General features: G+C 72.8%; 21 protein-coding genes and 1 pseudogene. 11 read left to right on the top strand and 11 right to left on the bottom strand.

Translation table 11 applies throughout. From position 1 onward, the window contains the following. Positions 1 to 238 precede the first annotated feature (238 nt). Entirely contained in the window at positions 239 to 682 is a 444-nt protein-coding gene (locus GA0115242_RS01515; RefSeq protein ID WP_093823649.1) for a hypothetical protein, read from the bottom strand. A 418-nt stretch (positions 683 to 1,100) separates the two neighbouring features. Beyond that, a pseudogene (locus GA0115242_RS01505) lies at positions 1,101 to 1,715 on the bottom strand (ATP-binding protein); the annotation flags it as partial. Between the two features lie 272 nt (positions 1,716 to 1,987). Here GA0115242_RS01505 and GA0115242_RS01500 point away from each other — a divergent pair. From GA0115242_RS01500 to GA0115242_RS01490, 3 genes are all read left to right on the top strand, one after another. Further along, complete coding sequence (locus GA0115242_RS01500; protein ID WP_093823645.1) at positions 1,988 to 2,848, top strand: helix-turn-helix domain-containing protein; 861 nt, start codon at positions 1,988 to 1,990, stop codon at positions 2,846 to 2,848. After that, positions 2,849 to 3,103: a DUF397 domain-containing protein gene (locus GA0115242_RS01495; RefSeq protein ID WP_093823643.1), complete on the top strand. Its 255-nt coding sequence runs from the start codon at positions 2,849 to 2,851 to the stop codon at positions 3,101 to 3,103. Positions 3,104 to 3,216: 113 nt separating this feature from the next. Beyond that, the gene (locus tag GA0115242_RS01490; protein ID WP_093823641.1) at positions 3,217 to 4,020 is read left to right on the top strand and encodes an SAM-dependent methyltransferase; all 804 of its coding nucleotides are present in this window, start codon (positions 3,217 to 3,219) and stop codon (positions 4,018 to 4,020) included. Between the two features lie 207 nt (positions 4,021 to 4,227). On the opposite strand, the gene GA0115242_RS01485 is transcribed toward GA0115242_RS01490, so the two are convergent. From GA0115242_RS01485 to GA0115242_RS01475, 3 genes are all read right to left on the bottom strand, one after another. Continuing rightward, positions 4,228 to 5,715 (bottom strand): glutamate synthase subunit beta, encoded by a 1,488-nt coding sequence (locus tag GA0115242_RS01485; RefSeq protein ID WP_093823639.1) that lies wholly within the window; start codon positions 5,713 to 5,715, stop codon positions 4,228 to 4,230. 451 nt (positions 5,716 to 6,166) lie between these two features. Beyond that, positions 6,167 to 6,646, bottom strand: coding sequence for an anthrone oxygenase family protein (locus tag GA0115242_RS01480; protein WP_093823653.1), 480 nt, complete (start codon positions 6,644 to 6,646; stop codon positions 6,167 to 6,169). Between the two features lie 115 nt (positions 6,647 to 6,761). Next, on the bottom strand, positions 6,762 to 7,451 hold the full coding sequence (locus GA0115242_RS01475; protein WP_093823638.1) for a DUF2293 domain-containing protein: 690 nt from the start codon (positions 7,449 to 7,451) through the stop codon (positions 6,762 to 6,764). A gap of 61 nt (positions 7,452 to 7,512) precedes the next feature. Between GA0115242_RS01475 and GA0115242_RS01470 the strand changes: the two genes are divergently transcribed. Further along, on the top strand, positions 7,513 to 8,154 hold the full coding sequence (locus GA0115242_RS01470; RefSeq protein WP_093823636.1) for a uridine kinase: 642 nt from the start codon (positions 7,513 to 7,515) through the stop codon (positions 8,152 to 8,154). Positions 8,155 to 8,360: 206 nt separating this feature from the next. Continuing rightward, positions 8,361 to 8,789: a CBS domain-containing protein gene (locus tag GA0115242_RS01465; protein ID WP_093823634.1), complete on the top strand. Its 429-nt coding sequence runs from the start codon at positions 8,361 to 8,363 to the stop codon at positions 8,787 to 8,789. A 7-nt stretch (positions 8,790 to 8,796) separates the two neighbouring features. Here the strand turns inward: GA0115242_RS01465 and GA0115242_RS01460 are convergent, their stop codons facing one another. Continuing rightward, on the bottom strand, positions 8,797 to 9,924 hold the full coding sequence (locus GA0115242_RS01460; protein WP_093823632.1) for a magnesium and cobalt transport protein CorA: 1,128 nt from the start codon (positions 9,922 to 9,924) through the stop codon (positions 8,797 to 8,799). A 276-nt stretch (positions 9,925 to 10,200) separates the two neighbouring features. Between GA0115242_RS01460 and GA0115242_RS01455 the strand changes: the two genes are divergently transcribed. After that, complete coding sequence (locus tag GA0115242_RS01455) at positions 10,201 to 10,995, top strand: methyltransferase (RefSeq protein ID WP_093823630.1); 795 nt, start codon at positions 10,201 to 10,203, stop codon at positions 10,993 to 10,995. 172 nt (positions 10,996 to 11,167) lie between these two features. Here GA0115242_RS01455 and GA0115242_RS01450 read toward each other — a convergent pair whose 3' ends face one another. After that, positions 11,168 to 12,082, bottom strand: coding sequence for a carbohydrate kinase family protein (locus tag GA0115242_RS01450; protein WP_093823628.1), 915 nt, complete (start codon positions 12,080 to 12,082; stop codon positions 11,168 to 11,170). Positions 12,083 to 12,122: 40 nt separating this feature from the next. Further along, positions 12,123 to 13,031: a pseudouridine-5'-phosphate glycosidase gene (locus tag GA0115242_RS01445; RefSeq protein WP_161352936.1), complete on the bottom strand. Its 909-nt coding sequence runs from the start codon at positions 13,029 to 13,031 to the stop codon at positions 12,123 to 12,125. A 98-nt stretch (positions 13,032 to 13,129) separates the two neighbouring features. Between GA0115242_RS01445 and GA0115242_RS01440 the strand changes: the two genes are divergently transcribed. Beyond that, positions 13,130 to 13,558 (top strand): VOC family protein, encoded by a 429-nt coding sequence (locus tag GA0115242_RS01440; RefSeq protein ID WP_176729717.1) that lies wholly within the window; start codon positions 13,130 to 13,132, stop codon positions 13,556 to 13,558. A gap of 76 nt (positions 13,559 to 13,634) precedes the next feature. Here GA0115242_RS01440 and fdhA read toward each other — a convergent pair whose 3' ends face one another. The 3 genes from fdhA to GA0115242_RS01425 form a co-directional block, all read right to left on the bottom strand. Beyond that, positions 13,635 to 14,861 carry a formaldehyde dehydrogenase, glutathione-independent gene (gene fdhA / locus GA0115242_RS01435; RefSeq protein WP_093823624.1) on the bottom strand — a complete coding sequence of 409 codons (1,227 nt, stop codon included), beginning with the start codon at positions 14,859 to 14,861 and terminating at the stop codon, positions 13,635 to 13,637. Positions 14,862 to 14,963: 102 nt separating this feature from the next. Continuing rightward, the gene (locus GA0115242_RS01430) at positions 14,964 to 15,518 is read right to left on the bottom strand and encodes a methylated-DNA--[protein]-cysteine S-methyltransferase (protein WP_093823622.1); all 555 of its coding nucleotides are present in this window, start codon (positions 15,516 to 15,518) and stop codon (positions 14,964 to 14,966) included. A 40-nt stretch (positions 15,519 to 15,558) separates the two neighbouring features. Continuing rightward, on the bottom strand, positions 15,559 to 16,452 hold the full coding sequence (locus GA0115242_RS01425) for a glycerophosphodiester phosphodiesterase (protein WP_093823620.1): 894 nt from the start codon (positions 16,450 to 16,452) through the stop codon (positions 15,559 to 15,561). Positions 16,453 to 16,732: 280 nt separating this feature from the next. Between GA0115242_RS01425 and GA0115242_RS01420 the strand changes: the two genes are divergently transcribed. The 4 genes from GA0115242_RS01420 to GA0115242_RS01405 form a co-directional block, all read left to right on the top strand. Beyond that, on the top strand, positions 16,733 to 17,602 hold the full coding sequence (locus GA0115242_RS01420) for an MHYT domain-containing protein (protein WP_093823618.1): 870 nt from the start codon (positions 16,733 to 16,735) through the stop codon (positions 17,600 to 17,602). A gap of 39 nt (positions 17,603 to 17,641) precedes the next feature. Next, positions 17,642 to 19,777, top strand: a complete 2,136-nt coding sequence (uvrB, locus tag GA0115242_RS01415) for an excinuclease ABC subunit UvrB (protein ID WP_093823616.1) — start codon at positions 17,642 to 17,644, stop codon at positions 19,775 to 19,777. A 173-nt stretch (positions 19,778 to 19,950) separates the two neighbouring features. Further along, positions 19,951 to 20,529, top strand: coding sequence for a TerD family protein (locus tag GA0115242_RS01410; RefSeq protein ID WP_093823614.1), 579 nt, complete (start codon positions 19,951 to 19,953; stop codon positions 20,527 to 20,529). 59 nt (positions 20,530 to 20,588) lie between these two features. Further along, a partial coding sequence (locus tag GA0115242_RS01405; protein WP_141721446.1) for a TerD family protein occupies positions 20,589 to 21,282 on the top strand: 694 nt, incomplete at its 3' end.

The following is a 21,282-nucleotide window of genomic DNA, read 5'->3' as shown; positions in this document are numbered from 1 at the left end:
TCGTGACGAGGGGCGCGGGGCGGGGCGCGGAGCCGGGCTCGGGACGAGGGGCGCGGGGCCGGGGCGCGGGGCCGGGTTCCGGGACGAGGAGAGGGGACGGTGTCGTGTCATGACCGGGGCGGAGGTGCCCCCCTGTAAAGGCACCTCCGCCCCGGCCGGGCCCCCGGTCACCCCCATGACCGGAAGCCACCCCCCTCACTCGGGTCTCTGTGGCGGCACGCTCTCCCGCGCTGCGGACTCAGGCGCTGATCGGCCGCGACCAGGTCGGCGTCGTCCCCATCACCCGGCACAGCGCCAGGTACAGCGGGATCGGCGGCGTGTACGGCAGCGTGCCGTCCGGTCTGTGGATGAGGCCGGGTACCGCCGGGGCGTCCGGAACAACCGCCCCGGCGGCGTACTGGGCCGGAGCCGGCCACTCCAGCGCGTAGTCGGAGTCGGCGGGGACCAGCCACCACCAGTGCGCCTCGTCGGCGAAGACGCACCCCACGCGCGGCAGCCGGGGCAGCACCAGCGGTCCGTACCGGGCGGGCGCGGCGACCGCGTCACAGCCCATCGGCGCGGTCATCCCGGCGGGCAGCGGGAGCCTGTGGGGCGTGGCAGGAGCCTGCCGTCCTCGCTGCAATCGGACCAGCGTGTCCAGGTTCAGGACCTGGCCGACGCCGGACGCGGCCCTCATTCCCATACGCCCCCGTCCCGTGCTGTGCCGTTCCGCGCCGCGTCGTGGCGTGCCGCGTCGTACCGATGCGCGCCGACTCGTGCCGCGCGGGTTCGTGCCGTGACTCGTACCGCGCCGCGTACGGCGTCGGCTCCTGCCGCGCCGGTTCGTACCGGGCGGCCTCGTACCGCGGCGCCTCGGGACGGGCCGGTGCGCGCCGCGGTTCCGGCGCCTCGACGGCCTCCGACCGCTGCGCGGTCCCCGTCCTCCGGGGGGCCTCCGACCTCTGGCCGGTCCCCGTGCTCCGCGTGGCCTCCGGCCCCTGGGCGGTCCTCGTGCCCTGAGTGACCTCTGTCCTCTGGGCGGCCTCTGTCCTCTGCCCGGACCCGGTCGGCCGCGCGGCCTCCGGCGTTCCGGCCGCCCCTGCCTGCTCCGCCGCCCCCGCGGTCCTCGCCGTCCCCGTGGTTCCGGCGGTGTCGACCGGCTCGTTGTCGTCCGTCCCGTCGGTGGGGCCGGGTTTGGGCCGGGCTCCCCAGCCCAGGTCGTTGCACGGTCCGCAACGGTGGCGGGGTGTGTCGGTCTGACGCGGCAGCTCGGCCCAGACCATCAGGCCCGGCCCCTGCTCGTGCGCGCCCCACGCGTGGCACATGGCCTCGATGAGCAGCAGCCCCCGCCCGTGCTCGTCGTCCGCGGTGCCCTGCCCCGGCCGGGGCTCACCGGGCGCGCAGCCCTCGTCACGCACGGCTATGCGCACCAGGTCCTCGCCGTCGTGCAGCTCGCAGACTATGGAGCTGCTCGCGGTGTGCACGAGGGCGTTGGTGACCAGCTCGGATATGACCAGGACGGCGGTGTCGCAGATGTCCTCGCACACCGCCCAGCCGGACAGCCTCGCCCTGGCCAGGCGTCTTGCCTGGGCGGGTGAGGCCGGATGGGCGGCCAGCTCGAAACGGAACCGGCGCTCGGCAGCGACCCCGGAGGGGCCTGCTCCCGCGGCGGCACCGAGACCGAGGCGGCCCACGGCGTCTGTTCCTAAGGGCGCGGACGGAATCACGCTTGCCACTATCGCCCCGCCGTGAACACTTGGCAAGTGTCACTCTGAAAAATGCAGAGTGCGGTGTGACGTTCTGGAAGGGCGTGGCACACTGCTGACAACGCAACGTCGAGCGGCGCCAGTTGGGATCACCGGAGATCCGCACAGATCTTCGAATAGGTCTTCGAATGGCGCCGCAGGGCTGTCAGCATGCTTTCCGTGCCGTCCGAGGCCGTCGGGACCCGTTCCGGCGGTCCCGTCAGGGAGTCCGCGCCCGCCAGGGCCCGCAGTGGAGGTGGAGCGTGAGCGAACCGCGGTCCGCGCCGACGGTCGGCCAGGTCGTCCTCGGCCGGCGGCTCCTGGACCTGCGGGAACGCGCGGGACTCAAGCGCGAGGAGGCGGCCCGCGTCCTGCGCGTCGCGCCCGCCACCGTGCGCCGCATGGAGATGGCCGAGGTCTCCCTCAAGATCCCCTACCTTCAGCTCCTCCTGAAGTCCTACGGGGTCTCCGACGAGGAGGCCGAGCTGTTCGTGCGGCTGGCCGAGGAGGCCAACCAGCCCGGCTGGTGGCAGCGCTTCCACGACATCCTGCCCGGCTGGTTCTCGATGTACGTCAGCCTGGAGGGCGCCGCCTCCCTGATCCGCTCGTACGACCCGCACTTCGTGCCCGGACTGCTCCAGACCGAGGACTACGCCCGCGCCGTGCTGAGGTCGGGCGCGATCGGCCAGACCCAGCCCGAGGAGATAGAGCGCCACGTCGCGCTGCGTGTCCAGCGTCAGGAACTGCTCACCCGTCCCGACGGCCCCCGCTTCTGGGCCGTCATGGACGAGACCGCGCTGCGCCGCCCGTGCGGCGGACCGGAGGTGATGCGTGACCAGATCGACAAGCTGCTCGACGCCACGAAGCTGCCCAACGTGACCATCCAGGTCGCGCCCTTCGCCAGCGGGCCGCACCCCGGCACGTTCGGGCCCTTCGTGCTGTTCCGATTTGCCATGTCCGAACTTCCGGACATGGTCTACAGCGAGTACCTGACCGGCGCCGTCTACCTGGACGCGCGCTCGGAGGTGGCGACCCACCTCGAGGTCATGGACCGCATGGCGGCGCAGGCCGCCACGGCACATCGCACGAAGGAGATCCTCCTGGATCTCCGCAAGGAGCTGTGAATGGATCGCATCACATCCCGCAAACAGGTCTACAACGGCATGCCCGCGCGGGAGCTGGGCAGCGAGGGCTGGCACAAGCCGTGGAGCGGCGGCAACGGAGGGAACTGCCTGGAGGCCATGAAGCTCGCCGACGGCCGGATCGCCGTCCGCCAGTCGACCGACCCGGACGGGCCCGCGCTGATCTACACCACCGACGAGATGACCGCCTTCATCGAGGGCGCCAAGGCGGGTGAGGCCGACTTCCTCCTGTCCTGAACCTTGTTGCGCTTGCCCTTGTGTTCCGCTTGTTCTCCCCGTCCACCCGTCCGATTCCCCTATTTTGGCTCTGAGTTGATCACTAACAGTTGCGCAGTGTTATGGAGTACGTCATGACCGGGCAGCCCCCCGCCGGGATCGACACCAGCAGACCGCACCCCGCCCGCATGTACGACTGGTACCTCGGCGGCAAGGACAACTATCCCGTCGACGAGGCCATGGGCCGCCAGATGCTCACCCTCGACCCGCGTGTGCCCGTCATGGCACGTGTCAACAGGGCGTTCATGCACCGGGCCACCCGCTGGCTGGCCCACCAGGGTGTGCGGCAGTTCCTCGACGTCGGCACCGGCATACCGACCGCTCCCAACCTCCACCAGGTCGCCCAGGAGATCGCGCCCGACGCCCGGGTCGTCTACTGCGACAACGACCCGATCGTCCTCGCCCACGCCGCGGCCCTGCTGCGCGGCACCGACGAGGGCGTCACCGAGTACCTCCAGGCCGACGCCCGCGACCCGGACGCCGTCCTGGAGGGTGCCCGCAAGGTCCTGGACCTCGGCAGGCCCGTCGCGCTCTCGCTCATCGCGCTGCTGCACTTCGTCCCCGACGACGAGGGCGCGCACGAGCTGGTGCGACGGCTGGTCGCCGCACTGCCCTCCGGCAGCTACCTGGTGGTCAGCCACGCCACCGCCGACTTCACCCCGCGGGAGTCCGCCGAGGCCATCGGCAGACTGAAGGCCGCGGGCGTCACCCTCGCACTGCGGTCGCGCGCGGAGTTCACCCGCTTCTTCGACGGCCTCGAACTGGTCGGACCCGGCGTCGAGGTGCCGCACCACTGGCACCCCGAACTGGGCGACCCCGTCCCCGGCCAGGACGACGGGGTGATCCCCGGCTACGGCGCGGTGGCCCGCAAACCCTGAACCAGGGGCGCCTCTCGGCCAGGCGCGGGACGGGCGCGGTCCGGACGGTCTCCGTCCGGACCGCGCCCGCTTCCTTTCCCGCCTCCCGTCTCCCGCCTCCCGCCGCGCGTCTCCCGTCTCCCGTCTCCCGCCGTGCCGTTCGGCCCGGAGGGACTCTGCGGCCGGAGGGACCCTGCGGCCCGGCGTCGGAGCTGACGGAGGCGCCGACTACACCACCATCGGCCGGTCGCCGGGGCCGATCGGCGCGGGCAGGCGCGAACTCCCGGTCAGATAGCGGTCGACGGCCGCCGCCACCGACCGCCCCTCCGCGATCGCCCACACGATCAGCGACTGCCCGCGCGCCGCGTCACCGGCCGCGAACACCCCGGGCACGTTGGTGGCGAAACCGGCGTCCCGCGCGATCGTCCCGCGCGGCTCCATCGTCAGCCCCAACTGGTCCACCAGCCCGTCCGTCCGGTCCGGCCCGGAGAAACCGAGCGCGAGCAGGACCAGGTCCGCCGGGAGCGTGCGGGTGCTGCCCGCCACCTCCCGCCGTCCCGCGTCCACCTCGACGAGGCTCAACTCCCGCACCCGCCCGTCCGCGTCGCCGGTGAAGCGGAGCGTGGACGCGGCGAACAACCGCGCGTCCGCGTGCGCCGACGGCGCCGTCCCGAGCGCCTCCGCCTCCTCGTGCGCGGCCGACAGCCGGTAGATCTTCGGATACGTCGGCCAGGGTTCGGCGTCGTGGTCGCGGTCGGCGCCGGGCTGCGCGTAGATGTCCAACTGGGTCACCGACGCGGCCCCCTGCCGCACCGCCGTCCCCAGACAGTCCGCCCCGGTGTCACCGCCCCCGACGATCACGACGTGCCTGCCCGCGGCCGACATCGGCGACTCCGCCAGATCCCCCTCCCGCACCCGGTTGGCCAGCGGCAGATACTCCATGGCCTGCCGCACACCGTCCAGCTCCCGCCCCGGTACGTCGAGTTCGCGCCACGCTGTGGCACCCGCCGCGATCACCACGGCGTCGTAACGGCTGCGCAGCTCCGCCGCGCCCACGTCCCGCCCGACCGCCGTCGACATCCGGAACCGCGTCCCCTCCGCCCGCATCTGGTCGAGCCGCCGTTCGAGATGACGCCGCTCCATCTTGAACTCCGGTATCCCGTACCGCATCAGCCCGCCCGGCCGGTCGTCCTTCTCGTACACGGCGACGGTGTGCCCCGCCCGCGTCAGCTGCTGCGCCGCGGCCAGCCCGGTCGGCCCCGAGCCGATCACCGCGACCGTCCGCCCGGAGAGCCGGTCCGGCGGCCGGGGCGGCGCGAGACCCAGCTCCCACGCCCGGTCGGCGATGGCGACCTCGACGTTCTTGATGGTCACCGCGGGCTGGTTGATGGCCAGCACGCACCCCGCCTCGCACGGCGCGGGACAGAGCCTGCCGGTGAACTCGGGGAAGTTGTTGGTGGCGTGCAGCCGGTCGGCCGCCGCCCGCCAGTCGTCCCGGCTGACCAGGTCGTTCCACTCGGGGATCAGGTTCCCCAGCGGACACGCCTCGTGGCAGAACGGGACCCCGCAGTCCATGCAGCGGTCCGCCTGCGCGGAGACGATCGGCAGCAGCGCCCCCGGGACGTACACCTCGTCCCAGTCCCGCACCCGCTCCCCGACCGGCCGCCGGGGCCACTCCTGCCGGGGGGTGGTCATGAAGCCCTTGGGATCGGCCATGGTCGTCCTCCTCGCGTACGCGGACGACATCCGACGCGCCGTGCGCCGCCGGGCGGCTCTCTCCCGGCCAATGTACGACGCATCCACCTGGTCCGCAGAGTGGGCCGGAAGCGCCCTCCACCAGGTCCGCCCAGGACTCCCGCAGGACGGTCCAGGGGGCGCGGGGGTGGGCGTGAGGAGGCGTGAGGGGAGCGAGGAAGGGGGCGCCGACATCTGCGGACCGGCGGGCGGCGCCCAGGATTCAGCGCGGGGTGCTCCCGGATCCGCGGCGGGTTCGCCTGGGGCGGCGTCGGTATCCCCGGATCAGTGCGGGGCCCGCCGGATCATCGCGGGGCGGTGCCGGGCGGTGGGGCTGACGTGGCCGGGTCAGCGCGGGCTCGCCGGAGACGGCGTCGGCATCCCCGGACCAGCGCGGCCCCGATCAGCACGGCGCCGCCCCCCGTGCCCTGTGTCAGGCGAGCGCCAGCACGTACGCCATCGCCGCCCCCGCCGAGGCGACCGTCCTGACGTGGTTCCACAGCGTCCACTCCCGCACGTACGACGGCCAGTACGCGGTGGCCTCAGGGGAGCCCGCGGCCAGCTTGAGCAGGGCGTTGTTGCGCGGCACGTTCGCCATCACCGTCACCCCGAACGAACCGAACAGATACAGCGCGCTGCCTATCAGCAGCTCGACCGTCCCCTCCCGCGGCCAGAGCACGAAGGTCACCACGCCGATCACCGCGCAGAGCACCGCCGACCCCATGAACACGCTCATGAACGCGGGCGTCACCGCCGTCCGGTTGATCGAGTTCATCGCGGCCACCCCCTGGGCGGGCGGCAGCTCGGCCAGCCCCCGCATCACGAACGTCGAGAACCCGCAGAACACCCCCGCCACCAGCCCGGTCCCGAGCACCCCCAGCACCGTCAGCACGAAGAACGGTCCATCGATCACGCCCACGTCACCTCCCACGCTTCCCCCGAGCCCCCGCCCGGCATCATCCGTCCCTTCCCCGGCGCCCCCGGCGATCATGCCCGGGAGACACCGGAGCCTGCCCCGCTCCTGCCCCTCACCCCGCCTCCGGCTCCCGCCAGGCCCGCAGCACCCCCTCCACCGTCCCCCGGATCCGGCGACGGCCCTCCTGCCGGGGCACGCCGCTCATCAGCAGCTGGTCGTACGGCGTGTCCAGATGCCGTGCCGACGCCACCACCGCCGCGACCACCGCCCCCTCCGACAGCGCCCGCCCGGCCGCGCTGCGCCCCACCCGGCCGCTGCCCCGCACCGACGCGTGTCCCGCGATCTCCCGCGCCCGCTCCGCCGGGCACCCGGGGAAGAGCCGGCCGATCTCCGCCGCGAACGCCGCCGTGAACCGCACGTCCTCCGCGGCCCGCCGCCCGGCGTCCCGCACCCTGCGCCGCCGCCGCGCCTCGGCGTCCGCCAGGCAGCGCAGCTCGGCCCGCGCGAGCCCCGGCTCCTCGACCAGGACGCCCTGCCGCTCGTATCTGCCGCGCCGCCGGTCCAGGCGCACCACCACCGCCGACAGCCCGCTCTCCTCCCGCGCCCTGCGGGTGAGCGCCGTGTCGCCGCGCGGCAGGAACACCAGATGGCCGAGGTCGGCGCAGTCGAGGCACCGGGGGCTCCCGCCCTCCAGCACCAGCAGCGGCAACGGACCCGTACGGCACTCCGCGCAGTGCCGGCTCCTGAGCGGCTGGACGACGAGAAGTCCGCCACGGGGGAGGGGAGTTGTGCGGTGTGACATGTCTCCTTCCTTTCCGCCACCGAGGGCATTCCCTGTTCCGGTCCCCTTTCCGCGGCGCATCATGGGCCCTGTGCGACTCGAAGCGATCACCTGGGACCGGCTCGGCGACCTGCTGGCCGAGCGACTGCTCGACCTGAAACCGGCCGACGGCGGCTCCTGGCCCCGGATCGCCTTCGACGGTGCCCCCGCCTCCCGCCCCGGTGACCTCGCCGAACGCGTCGCCGAGGTGCTGCGTCCGCACGGCCGCCCCTCGCTGGTCGTCGCCGCGGAGGGCTTCCTGCGCCCCGCCTCGCTCCGCCTGGAACACGGCCACGAGGACGTCGAGGCCTACTACAACGGCTGGTTCGACACCGGCGCCCTGTGGCGCGAGGTGTTCGGACCCCTCGACCCCGGTGGCGACGGACGCGTCCTGCCCGACCTGTGGGACCCGGTCACCGACCGCGCCACCCGCAGCCCCTATGTATCCCTCCCGCCCGGCGGCTTCCTCCTGCTGCACGGCCCCTTCCTGCTGCGGCACTGGTTCCCTCTCGACCTGACCGTCCACCTCTCCCTCACGCCCGGAGCCCTGCGCCGCCGCACCCCCGAGGCCGACCAGTGGACACTGCCCGCCTTCGAGCGCTACGCCGCCGAGACCGATCCGGCGGGAACGGCCGATGTCCTGGTCCGCGCCGACGACCCCCGCCGCCCGGCCTGGAACGGGTGAGCGGACCCTGTGCGGCGGGGCCCGGCCCGGCGGTGACCGGCCCGCCGGTGCCCTGCCCCGGCCGGGCCGCCGCGGCGACGACCGGCCTGGTGGCGGCCGTTCCCGCTCCGGGTGCGTGCCGCCGCGCCCCCGGCGAGAATGTAGGGCGCCGGTACCAGCGGCACGCCCGGTGCCGCTGCCGGCCGTCCGGCACCGGGAGGTACTCCATGACCACAGCCGGAGACATCATGCACAGCGGCGCCCAGTGGATCCCCGCCCACGAGACCCTGGACCGCGCGGCCCAGCTCATGCGCGAGCTGAACGTGGGCTCCCTGCCCATCAGCGACGAGAACGACCGGCTCTGCGGCATCCTCACCGACCGGGACATCGTCGTCGGCTGTGTGGCCGTGGGACACGACCCCTCCAGGATCACCGCTGCCGAGATGGCCAACGGCACCCCGCGCTGGATCTCCTCCGACGCCGACGTGGACGACGTGCTCAGGGAGATGAAGGACCACCAGATCCGCAGGCTCCCGGTGATCGAGAACAAGCGGCTGGTCGGCATGATCAGCGAGGCCGACCTCGCGCGGCACCTGACGGACGACCAGATCGCCGGGTGGGCCGAGAGCGTCTACGCGATGAGCGGGCCGCGCTGACCCCCGCTCACAGCCAGCCGTTGCGCCGGAACCCCCGGTAGAGCGACAGGCACGCGACCGCTATCACGCCGATGACCAGCGGGTACCCGAACCTCCAGCGCAGCTCGGGCATGTGGTCGAAGTTCATGCCGTAGACGCCGCACACCATCGTCGGCACGGCGATCACCGCGGCCCAGGCCGTGATCTTCCGCATGTCCTCGTTCTGCGCGACGGTGACCTGGGCCAGGTGGGCCTGGAGGATCGAGTTGAGCAGTTCGTCGAAGGCGGCGATCTGGTCCTTGGCCCGCATCAGGTGGTCGAGGACGTCCCGGAAGTAGGCCTGTATCTCCGGGGGCACCACACGTATCGGACGGGTCGCCAGGTCCTCGACCGGGCGGCCCAGCGGCACCACCGCCCGTTTCAGCTCCAGGAGTTCGCGCTTCAGCTGGTAGATCCGGCCGGGGTCGGTGCGGGCGCCGCCCTCGGCGAAGACGTCCGTCTCGACCTGGTCGATGTCGCCCTGGACCGAGTCGGTGACGCTGAGGTAGTCGTCGACGACGTGGTCCGCTATCGCGTGCAGCACCGCCGCCGGTCCCTTCGCGAGCTGCGTCGGGCGGTCCTCCAGGTCCTCGCGGAGCGGTCCGAGGGAGCCGTGCATGCCGTGCCGCACGGTGATCACGAAGTCCTCGCCGACGAACACCATGATCTCGCCGGTGTTCACCACCTCGCTGGTCGCCGTCAGCTTCTCGTGCTCCACGTAGCAGACCGTCTTGAAGACCGCGAACAGCGTCTCGCCGTACCGCTCGAGTTTCGGCCGCTGGTGCGCCTCCACCGCGTCCTCCACGGCCAGCGGGTGCAGGTCGAACAGCTCGGCGATGCCCGCGAACTCACCGTCCGTCGGCTCGTGCAGACCGAGCCACACGAACCCGTCCCGGTTCCTGCGGATCCGCCGGACCGCGTCGACGATGTCACCGCCGCCCGGCTCCCGCACGCCGTCCCGGTAGGTGACGCAGTTGACCACCGAGGAGCCTAGCGGGGAGCGGGCCGGATGGCTCAGGTCCACACGGGGACGCCGCCGGGCCAGCCGTGCCACCTTGCGGAGGCCGCCGACCCCGCGGAGGTTCGTGACCTTCCGCAGATTCCCTGCCATGGACATCCGCCACTTCCTTCCCGCGTCTCCCCGACCTGCCGCGCGAGGGAGCCGAGGTGCCGTGCTCCCGCGCCGTGACGGCCAGTTTGCCAGGTTCGCGCAGCCGCCGGGCAAGCCTGTGGGAACAGCGCATTCCGCTTGGTTCCCGCCTGTGGACAACGGGTTAGCGCGCCCCGGTTGGGCGTCGCTGATCAGCGCGGACGCGCTGTCCCCGGTGGTCCGGCCGACGTGGTCGCCGCGTCTTCCCCGGTCGGAAAGCCGGGCAACTGGGATGATCGCGGCATGACGCGAACCGACGGGTATCTCCTCGACAACCGGCAGACCGAGGCGGGGGAACGTTTCGACGCCTTCGCCTCCCTCTTCGACCCCACCACCTTCCGGCACCTCGCGGGGTTCGGCATCGGCCCCGGCTGGCGCTGCTGGGAGGTCGGCGCGGGCGGTACCTCGGTGGTGTCCTGGCTGGCCAAGAAGGTCGGCCCGACGGGCAGGGTCGTCGCCACCGACATCGACACCTCCCGACTCGCCCCGGTCGCCCGTCAGCCGGTCACCGTGCGCGTCCACGACATCGGCGCCGACGAGCCCCCGGCGGAGGGGTTCGACCTGGTGCACGCCAGGCTCGTCCTCGTCCATGTGCCGGACCGGGAGCGGGCGTTGCGCACGATGGTCAAGGCGCTGCGTCCCGGCGGCCGTCTGCTGATCGAGGACGCCGACCCGGCGCTCCAGCCGCTGACCTGCCCCGACGAGCACGGCCCCGAGCAGCGTCTCGCCAACCGGCTGCGCCTGGGCTTCAGGCGGCTGCTGGCCGACCGCGGCGCCGACCTCTCCTACGGCCGCACCCTGCCGAGGCTGCTGCGCGAGGCCGGGCTCCAGCGGGTCGAGGCCGACGCGTACTTCCCGCTCGCCTCGCCCACCTGCGCCGCCCTCGAATCGGCCACGGTCCGGCAGATCCGCGAGCGGCTCGTCGCCGAGGGCCTCGCCACAAACGAGGAGGTCGACCGCCATCTGGCCAACATCGCCACCGGCACGATGGATCTGGCGACGGCGCCGATGATCTCGGCCTGGGGACGCAAGGCGTAGGGGCGACGGGGGAGGGGACGCGCGGGACGGGACCGAGGGGAGAGGGCGCGGGGCACGGAACCATCGCCCGGCTCCCGACCCCGACGTTCCTCCCGTCCGCGTACGCACCGTCGCCGCCGCGTGCCGGACGGCACCGCTCCGGCTCCCGTTGCGCCTCCCGCACGCGGGCCCGTCATCCCCGCTCCGGTGGCCGTCCTCCCACCCGTTCCACGGCCGCCGCCCCCGCGACGCAGCCCGCGGCCGCCGCCTCCGCCGGGTCGGCCCCCGCCAGGAGCGCCGCGAGGAACGCGCCGGTGAAGGCGTCCCCGGCGCCCGTCGTGTCCCTGGGGGTGGCCGGGACGGCCGGGACCCGGGCCAGGACCGATCCGCCGGACGCGACCAGCGCTCCCTCGGCGCCCTGTTTGGCGACGACGAGCGGGATCCGCCGGCTCAGTTCGGCCGCCGCGTCCGCCGCGTCGGGCAGCCCCGTCAGCAGCCACGCCTCGTCACGGCTCGGCAGCAGCACGTCCACCCCGCGGACCAGGTCGAGGAAGCGCGCCGCGCCGAGGTCCGTCAGGAACCCGGCCGACGCGGGGTCCAGGCTCACCGGCACGCCACGCGCGCGTGCGGACGCCAGCGCCGTCGCCACGAGGGCGCGGCCCGGTCCGGAGAACAGCAGGTAGCCCGAGAGGTGCAGCCGGGCGACCCCGTCGAGCAGCGCGTCGGACCAGTCGCCGGGACCGAGCCGCAGCGCCACGCCGCTGTCGGTGAGGAACGTCCGCTCGCCCGCCGCACCCGTGTCGACCAGGCAGATCACCGTCCCGGTGGCCGCCTCCGGGTCGACGGAGAGCAGCGGCCGCACCCCGAGCGCGGTCAGCGCCCGCGTGTGCCGGTCCGCCGCGTCTGCCCCCACCCGCCCCAGCAGCCGCACCTCGCGCACGCCCTGATGGGCCGCCCAGCACGCCACGTTGGCGCCCGCGCCGCCCGGCACGGTGCGGATCACGGCCGCCGTGTCCGTCCCCGGGGCGAGCGGACCGCGATGACGCGCGACGACGTCCGTGATGACGTCCCCGACCACCAGCAGCGCCCCGCCCGGCACCGCCGTCACCTCGGTGCCACCGGCTGCGGGGGACCGTCCCGCCGGGGCGTCACGCCCCGGCCCAGGCCGCCGCGATCCGCGCCGCCAGCCGCACGTTGCCGCGCACCGCCGCCAGGTTGGCGGCCAGCGAGGCGCCGTCGGTGTGCCGCATCAGGTGGTCGAGCAGGAACGGGGTGACGCCCTGGCCCGCGACGCCCGCCTCCTCGCACGCGTGCAGCGCGTCGGCGAGCACGCGCGTGTGCAGCGCCGGATCCAGCTGTTCCTCGCGCGGCACCGGGTTGGCGACGATCAGCGCGGAGTCGGGTCCGTCCAGCGTGTCCTGGGCCCGCATCACGTCCGCGACTTGCTCCGGGTCGTCCAGGGTCCACTCCACCGGGTGACCGGAGTCGGACAGGTAGAAGCCGGGGAAGCGGTCGGTGCCGTAGCCCGCCACCGAGACACCCAGGGTCTCCAGCCGCTGCAGGGTCGCGGGGACGTCCAGGATCGACTTGACGCCCGCGCACACCACGGTGATCCGGGTGCGCGCCAGCAGCCCCAGGTCGGCCGACTCGTCCTGGGTCACCGTCCACTCCCGGTGCACCCCGCCGAGCCCGCCGGTCGCGAACACCCGTACGCCCGCGCGCGCGGCGAGCAGCGCCGTGGCCGACACGGTCGTCGCGCCGCTCACCCCCGAGGCCATCGCGAGCGGCAGGTCCCGGTGGCCGAGTTTGCGGATGCCGTCCTCGTTGGCGATCCGGTCCAACTGGTCCTTGTCCAGGCCGACGTGCGGGCGCCCGTCGAGCACCGCGATCGTCGCGGGAACGGCGCCCTCCCGGCGGACGACGTCCTCCAGCTCCAGCGCCACCTGGAGATTGCGCGGGCGGGGCAGCCCGTGCGCGATGATCGTGGACTCCAATGCCACCACGGGCCGGGACGCGTCGACCGCCTCGCGCACCTCTTCCGACAACACCAGCACCACGTGCTCGCCTCCTGTCGTCCGGTTTCCCTCATCCCTGGCGGCAGACGCGCCCGGCCAAACACTTGCGGCCTGTGGGGGACGACACCAGCCTGGGACGCATGACCGACAACACGACCCGCCTCGACCACGTCGTCCTGTGGGTGAGCGATCCGGTGGCCTCGGCCGGCTTCTGGGAGAGGACCGTCGGACTGGCGCCTGTGCGGCTCGCCGAGTTCACCGAGGGCACGGTGCCCTTCCCGTCCGTGCGGCTCAACGACGAAACCCTCATCGACCTCATGCCGCGCTCCACGGCGGCGCGGATGACCATGCTCCCCGGCGCCGCCGACAGTTCGGGCCACCCGGTCAACCACGTCTGCCTCGCGCTGCCCGGCGACCGCTACGACGCCCTGCGCGACCGGCTCCAGGAGCGCGCCGTCCCCGTCTCCGCGGTCTCCGAGGGCTCCTTCGGCGCCCGGGGACCCGCGACCCGCAGCTTCTACTTCCGCGACCCGGACGGGAACGTCGTCGAGGCACGGCACTACGACTGACGAACCGGACGCCACCCCTCCGTGATCGCGCGGAGGTGCCCGCGCGCCGGGTGCGGGCACTTCTCCTGCGGGCGGCTCAGACGGGCCGCACCCCTTGCAGCGCCCCGTGCGGGTCCAGCACGTACTTGCGGCTGGCGCCCTGGTCGAACTCCGCGTAGCCGCGCGGCGCGTCACCGAGCCCGATGACGGTCGCGTTGACGGCCTTCGCGATGTGCACGCGCCCGTGCCGGATCGCCTGCATCAGGCCCCGGTGGTACTTCATCACCGGGCACTGTCCGGTGGTGAAGGTGTGACTCTTGGCCCAGCCGAGACCGAGCCTGACCTTCAGTGTCCCGGACTTGGCGTCCTCGTCGATCCCGCCCGGGTCGTCCGTGACGTAGAGCCCCGGGATGCCCAGCGCGCCGCCCGCGCGCGTGACGCCCATCAGCGAGTTGAGGACCGTCGCGGGCGCCTCCTGGGACTGCGGTCCGTGCGCCTTGGCCTCGAAGCCGACCGCGTCCACCGCCGCGTCCACCTCGGGCTCACCCGTGATCTCCGCGATCTGCTCCTCGATGGAGCCCTTGGAGACGTCGACGGTCTCGCAGCCGAAGCTCCGCGCCTGGGCGAGGCGTTCGGGGTTGAGGTCGCCGACGATGACGACGGCCGCGCCGAGCAACTGCGCCGAGGCGGCGGCCGCGAGCCCGACGGGACCGGCACCGGCGACGTACACCGTCGAGCCGACGCCCGCGCCTGAGGTCACCACGCCGTGGAAGCCGGTCGGGAAGATGTCCGACAGCATCGTCAGGTCGAGCAGCTTCTCCAACGCCTCTTCGCGGTCGGGGAACTTGAGCAGGTTGAAGTCCGCGTAGGGGACCATCGCGTACTCGGCCTGCCCGCCGACCCAGCCGCCCATGTCGACGTAGCCGTAGGCGGCGCCGGGGCGGGCCGGGTTCACGTTCAGGCAGATCCCCGTCTTGCGCTCCTTGCAGTTGCGGCACCGGCCGCAGGCGATGTTGAACGGTACGGAGACGATGTCGCCGACGTCGACGAACTCGACGTCCGGCCCCCGTTCGACGACCTCGCCGGTGATCTCGTGTCCCAGCACCAGACCCTCGGGCGCGGTCGTCCGCCCGCGCACCATGTGCTGGTCGCTTCCGCAGATGTTCGTGGCGAGCACCTTGAGGATCACACCGTGACGGCTCTTGCGGCCGATGTTCTCGGGTGCGACCCCGGGCCCGTCCTTCAGTTCGAGCGTCGGATAGTCGGTGGTCCTCACGTCCACCGCGCCCGGCTTGAGGTACGCGACTGCGCGATTTCCGGTCATGCGTGTTCGCCGTCCCTTCGGCCCCGTTCGGATGCCAGTGGCTGTACGCACCGCCAAGTCTGCTCCTGCGGACGCTCCCCGGCCACCCTTGCCGGGGCCCTCTCAGAACAGAGGTTCGGGCAGCACACCTTCCAGGGCGAGCAGCTTCCGCTTCGTCTCCAGACCGCCCCCGAAACCGCCGATACCGCCGTCCTTCTCCACCACGCGATGGCACGGGACGACCACCGGCAGCGGGTTGGAGCCCATCGCCACGCCCACCGCCTGGCCCGCCCCGGGCTGCCCGACCCGCCGCGCCAGATCGCCGTACCCGACGACCGAGCCGAACGGCACACCGGCCGCCAGTTCACGCAGCACCTGCCGGTTGAAGCCGGAGATCAGCGACCAGTCGAGGGACAGCTCGAAGTCTTGGCGCTCACCGGCGAAGTACTCGTTCACCTGGCGCACGGCCTCCGCCAGCAGCGGAGACCCGGGGTCCTCGACGGGCTCGGTGCCCAGCCGGGACGCGAGGCGGGCCAGCGCCGCGTCACGCACCGGACCCGAGGCGTGGAACACCACGCTGACCAGGCCCTCGCCGGTCGCCGCCAGCAGCAGCGGCCCGATCCCGGTGCCGACCACCGTCCACACGACCCGCTGCCCGTACCGCCCGTCGCTGTCCATGCGCCCACCGTACGACCCGCCACTGACAGCGCCCCCGGCCTCACGAACCCGGCAGCGCCGCCCGCACCACGTCGGGCTTGTTGGTGATGATCCCGTCGACGCCGAGCGCGACGGCCCTGCGGGTGGTGTCCGCGTCGTTCACCGTCCAGGTGAACACCGACAGGGGGCGCCCGTGCGGCCCGGTGAAGCCGTGCGCGGCGCTCACGTAGGCCGTCGAGATCGAACCGTAGGACGGATTGATCCCGTCCGTGAAGGACGCGTAGGCGGGCAGTTCCGCGGTGGCCGGGCGCCCCAGGTACGCCGTCCGCAGCCCCGGCGCGAGCGCGTGCACGGTCCGCAGGCTGTCCACGTCGAAGCTCTGCACGACCAGCCGGCGGTCCAGGTGCCGGGCGTCGAGCCAGCCCTGGTCGGCCAGGGACTTCACGATCTGCCGCTCGACCCCCGGGTACAGCTCGGGGTTCTTGATCTCCAGGAGCAGGCTCTGGTGGTTGCGCTCCACCTCGCGCAGGTACCCCGCGAGCGTCGGCACGCGCGTGCCCGCGAACGCCGCGCCGAACCAGCTCCCCGCGTCCAGGCGGGCGATCTCGGCCGCGGTGAAGTCCCGCACCTTCCACGGCGCCCGGTCGGGGAAGACCCGCCGCGCGTCCGTCGTCCTGCGCAGGGTGTCGTCGTGGATGACGACGAGCTGGCCGTCCTTGGTGCGCTGCACGTCGTTCTCGACCCAGGTGGCGCCCAGCCGGGCCGCGCGGTCGACCGCGGGGAGGGTGTTCTCGGGCGCGTAGGCGGAGGCACCGCGGTGCGCCAGCACCTGGGGGCCCACGGCGGCGCGCGGCGGATCGCCGACATCGCGTGCGCGCGCGTCGGAGCTGGGCAGCAGAAGGGTGGCGGCCCCCAGGAGCGCCGTGGCGGCGGCTGCGACTACGCGCACGTACATGCGTACTCCTCGCGTCGAGCGGTCACGTTCGGTTCAACTGTGACAGCAGAGCGTCCGCCGCGGGCGGGTACAGAATGGGCACACATCGAGCGGAGACGGCCGAGCGCGCTCACGGGTGCCGCACAACTGGGGCAGGGCCGTGTTTCTTTGCCGGAAAGTCGTTCGACCGTTCCGGTGGGGGTCATACTCTCTGCCACGACCCTGACCGCCAGGCCGGTCCTGGGGAGGGGGTGTACTCCACGGCAATCGGGACCCAAGAGGGCGGGAAAGGCAGCCGCGCATGCACGGCACGATCGACGGATTCAGCTACGGGATCGTCACACCGCTGGTGGCCTATCTGATGGCCTGCCTCGGCGGGGCCCTCGGGCTGCGCTGCACCAGCAGATCCCTGCTCGTCTCGCACTCCCGCCGCCCCGCCTGGCTCGCCCTGGGATCCGCCGCCATCGGATCCGGCATATGGACGATGCACTTCATCGCCATGATGGGCTTCAGCGTCGAGGGGGTCCCGATCCACTACGACCGGCCGATGACCTTCGCCAGCCTCGGCGTCGCCGTCGTCATGGTGGGCGTGGGGGTCTTCATCGTCGGCTACAAGGGCGCCACCGGGACGGCCCTGTTCACCGGCGGCACCATCACCGGCCTCGGCATCGCCTCCATGCACTACCTGGGCATGGCAGGGATGGAGCTGAACGCCGACCTGGAGTACAACACCGTCGTCGTCGCCTGCTCCGTGGTCATCGCGATGGTCGCCGCCACCGCGGCCCTGTGGGCCGCCGGGCAGGTCAGGGGCTTCCTGTGGAGCGTCGGCGCGAGCCTCGTCATGGGACTCGCCGTCACCGGCATGCACTACACGGGAATGGCCTCCCTCAGCGTCCACGTCCACACCGGCGGCACCGACGTCGTGGGCGACTCGGCCGCCGGTCTCGTCGCCCCCATGCTGATCGGCCCGCTCGCGTTCCTGCTGCTCGCCGGGGCGGTCGTGGTCCTCGACCCGATGATGATCATGGGCGGACCCGCGCAGGCGCCCGTGGAGCACAAGCCGGGCGTGCCCGCCCACCCCGCCGTCCGGCATGCCACCGCCCACCATTCGCCGCCGCACCCCCGCCGCCGCCAGGAGCGACGCGGGATCCGCGCCCCGCAGAACCGCTGATCGTCTCGCGTTGTCAGTGGCGGGTCGTACGGTGGTTGCATGCGGCCCGTTTCCCAGATCGAACGCACGGTGGCGCCTTTCGAGGTCGTCAGCCCCTACCAGCCCAGCGGTGACCAGCCGCAGGCCATCGCCGAGCTCGCCCGGCGCGTCGAAGCCGGGGAGAAGGACGTCGTCCTCCTCGGCGCGACCGGCACCGGCAAATCCGCGACCACCGCGTGGATGATCGAGAAGCTCCAGCGCCCCACCCTGGTCATGGCGCCGAACAAGACGCTCGCCGCCCAGCTGGCCAACGAGTTCCGTGAGCTGCTGCCGAACAACGCGGTCGAGTACTTCGTCTCGTACTACGACTACTACCAGCCCGAGGCGTACGTCCCGCAGTCGGACACCTACATCGAGAAGGACTCCTCGATCAACGAGGAGGTGGAGCGGCTGCGCCACTCCGCGACCAACTCGCTGCTCACCCGGCGCGACGTCGTCGTGGTGGCCTCCGTGTCCTGCATCTACGGCCTCGGCACCCCGCAGGAGTACGTGGACCGCATGGTCCCGCTCCGGGTCGGCGACGAGATCGACCGCGACCAGCTGCTGCGCCGCTTCGTCGACATCCAGTACACGCGCAACGACCTGGCCTTCACCCGCGGCACCTTCCGGGTCCGCGGCGACACCATCGAGATCTTCCCGGTCTACGAGGAGCTGGCCGTCCGCATCGAGATGTTCGGTGACGAGATCGAGGCCCTCTCGACCCTCCACCCGCTCACCGGCGAGATCATCAGCGACGACGAGCACCTGTACGTCTTCCCGGCCTCCCACTACGTCGCGGGCCCCGAGCGCATGGAGCGCGCGGTGAACGACATCGAGAAGGAGCTGGGCGAGCGGCTGTCCGAGCTGGAGAAGCAGGGCAAGCTCCTGGAGGCCCAGCGCCTGCGGATGCGCACCACCTACGACATCGAGATGCTCCGCCAGATCGGTTCCTGCTCCGGCGTGGAGAACTACTCGATGCACTTCGACGGCCGCGAGCCCGGCTCCCCGCCGAACACCCTGCTGGACTACTTCCCGGACGACTTCCTCCTCGTCATCGACGAGTCACACAACACGGTCCCGCAGATCGGCGCCATGTACGAGGGCGACGCCTCCCGCAAGCGCACCCTCGTCGACCACGGCTTCCGGCTGCCCTCCGCGCTCGACAACCGCCCGCTGAAGTGGGAGGAGTTCCAGGGGCGGATCGGCCAGACCGTCTACCTGTCGGCCACCCCCGGCAAGTACGAGCTGTCGCGCGGCGACGGCGTGGTGGAGCAGATCATCCGCCCCACCGGCCTCATCGACCCCGAGGTCGTCGTCAAGCCCACCGAGGGCCAGATCGACGACCTGGTGCACGAGATCCGCGAACGCACCGAGAAGGACGAACGCGTCCTCGTCACCACCCTCACCAAGAAGATGGCCGAGGACCTCACCGACTACTTCCTGGAACTCGGCATCCAGGTGCGCTACCTGCACAGCGACGTCGACACCCTGCGCCGCATCGAGCTGCTGCGCGAGCTGCGCGCCGGCGAGTTCGACGTCCTGGTCGGCATCAACCTCCTGCGCGAGGGCCTCGACCTGCCCGAGGTGTCGCTGGTGGCGATCCTCGACGCGGACAAGGAGGGGTTCCTGCGCTCGGGCACCTCCCTGATCCAGACCATCGGCCGCGCCGCGCGCAACGTCTCCGGCCAGGTCCACATGTACGCCGACAAGATCACCCCGGCGATGGAGCGGGCCATCGACGAGACCAACCGGCGCCGCGAGAAGCAGGTGGCCTACAACACGGAACGCGGCATCGACCCGCAGCCGCTGCGCAAGAAGATCAACGACATCGTCGCGCAGATCGCCCGCGAGGACGTCGACACCGAGGAACTGCTCGGCACCGGCTACCGCAAGACCAAGGACGGCAAGGGGACCAAGGCGCCCGTGCCCGCCCTCGGCGGCAAGGCGGCCAAGCCCGGCAGGTCCAAGGGCAAGGCTGAGGAGACGGTCCCCACCGACCGGCCCGCCGCCCAGCTCGCGGAGCAGATCGAGCAGATGACCGAGCGCATGCGGGCCGCCGCCGCGGACCTCCAGTTCGAGGTCGCCGCCCGGCTGCGCGACGAGGTCCACGAGATGAAGAAGGAGCTCCGCCAGATGAAGGAGGCGGGGATCGCCTGACCCCCCGCCCGCGCTCGGGCGGAGGGCCCCGGCCCCCGCCCGTTCCCGCGCTGTGTTGCAAGACCGACACAAAGCGTGGACGGGGGTACGGCACTGTCAGTGCCCCTGCATAGGGTTTCGGTCAACCGCGGACTCCGCGGCAACAGGGGAACGTCCGAGAGGGGAATCAGCGCGTGACCGTCAACATGACCAAGGGTCAGGCCATCAGTCTGGAGAAGACCGGCGGGGGCAGCCTCACCGCCGTACGCATGGGCCTCGGCTGGCAGGCGGCTCCCCGGCGCGGTCTGTTCGGCTCGCGCACGCGCGAGATCGACCTCGACGCCTCCGCCGTCCTGTTCGCCGACAAGCAGCCGGTCGACGTCGTCTTCTTCCGCCACCTGGTGAGCGACGACGGCTCGGTGCGCCACACCGGCGACAACCTCGTCGGGGGCGCGGGCCAGGGCGGCGACGACGAGTCGATCCTCGTCGACCTCTCGCGGGTGCCGGTCCACATCGACCAGATCGTCTTCACCGTCAACTCCTTCACCGGCCAGACCTTCCAGGAGGTGCAGAACGCGTTCTGCCGCCTGGTCGACGAGACCAACGGACAGGAGCTGGCCCGCTACACGCTGGCGGGCGGCGGCGCCTACACCGCGCAGATCATGGCGAAGGTGCACCGCGCGGGCTCGGGCTGGACGATGACGGCGCTCGGGTCCCCGGCCAACGGCCGCACCTTCCAGGACCTGATGCCGACGATCCTGCCGCACCTGTAGGACGGCGGGCGGGGCGGCGCACGACACCATCACCGGGCGACACAGGGGGACCGAGGGCGATGACGGCCGAGCTGACGCGGGGGCAGAACCACCCGCTCACCCAGGTCCGCCTGGAGATCAGGATCGCGGCGGGCTCACCGGTCGTCGCCGCGGTGACGGTCGGCGACGAGCACGGCACGGTGCACGGCGCGGACGGGGTCGCCCACCCCGGCGCCCCCGCCCTGCCCGGCATCGAGGTCCCCAAGCAGGCGGCGACCGCCCACCGCCTGGCCGTCGACCTCGGGGCCCTGCCGGAGTCCGCGCACCGGGTCAGCGTGCTGCTCGCGCTGCCCACCGGCGCGGGTGTCCCGGCGCGGTTCGGCGTCGTCGCCGCGCCCTTCGTCGCCGTCACCGCCCTCGACGGCACCGAGCTGGTCACCTTCACCCTCACCGGGCTGGACACCGAGTCCGCGGTGGTCGCCCTGGAGCTGTACCGCAGACAGGGCGCCTGGAAGGTGCGCGCGATAGGCCAGGGGTACGCCGGGGGACTCGCCGCGCTCCTCGCCGACCAGGGGCTGCCCGAGGCGGTCCCGCTGGCGAACGCCGTCCACGAGGCCGTCGCGCAGGGGCTCGCCCGCTCGGTCGCGGCGCCCCCGCAGCAGCGCGCGCCCGACGGCGACCGCACCCGGCGTGCCACGGCGCCCGGTCCTGAGCAGGCCGCCCCGCAGCCCACGGCCCCCTACGGGCCGCAGAGCACCCGGCCCGGCGCGCCGG

It is taken from the genome of Streptomyces sp. SolWspMP-5a-2, from assembly GCF_900091845.1.
Taxonomy (GTDB): domain Bacteria; phylum Actinomycetota; class Actinomycetes; order Streptomycetales; family Streptomycetaceae; genus Streptomyces; species Streptomyces doudnae.
Note: the sequence above shows the minus strand (reverse complement) of the source record. Positions and strands in the feature narration are given on the sequence as shown.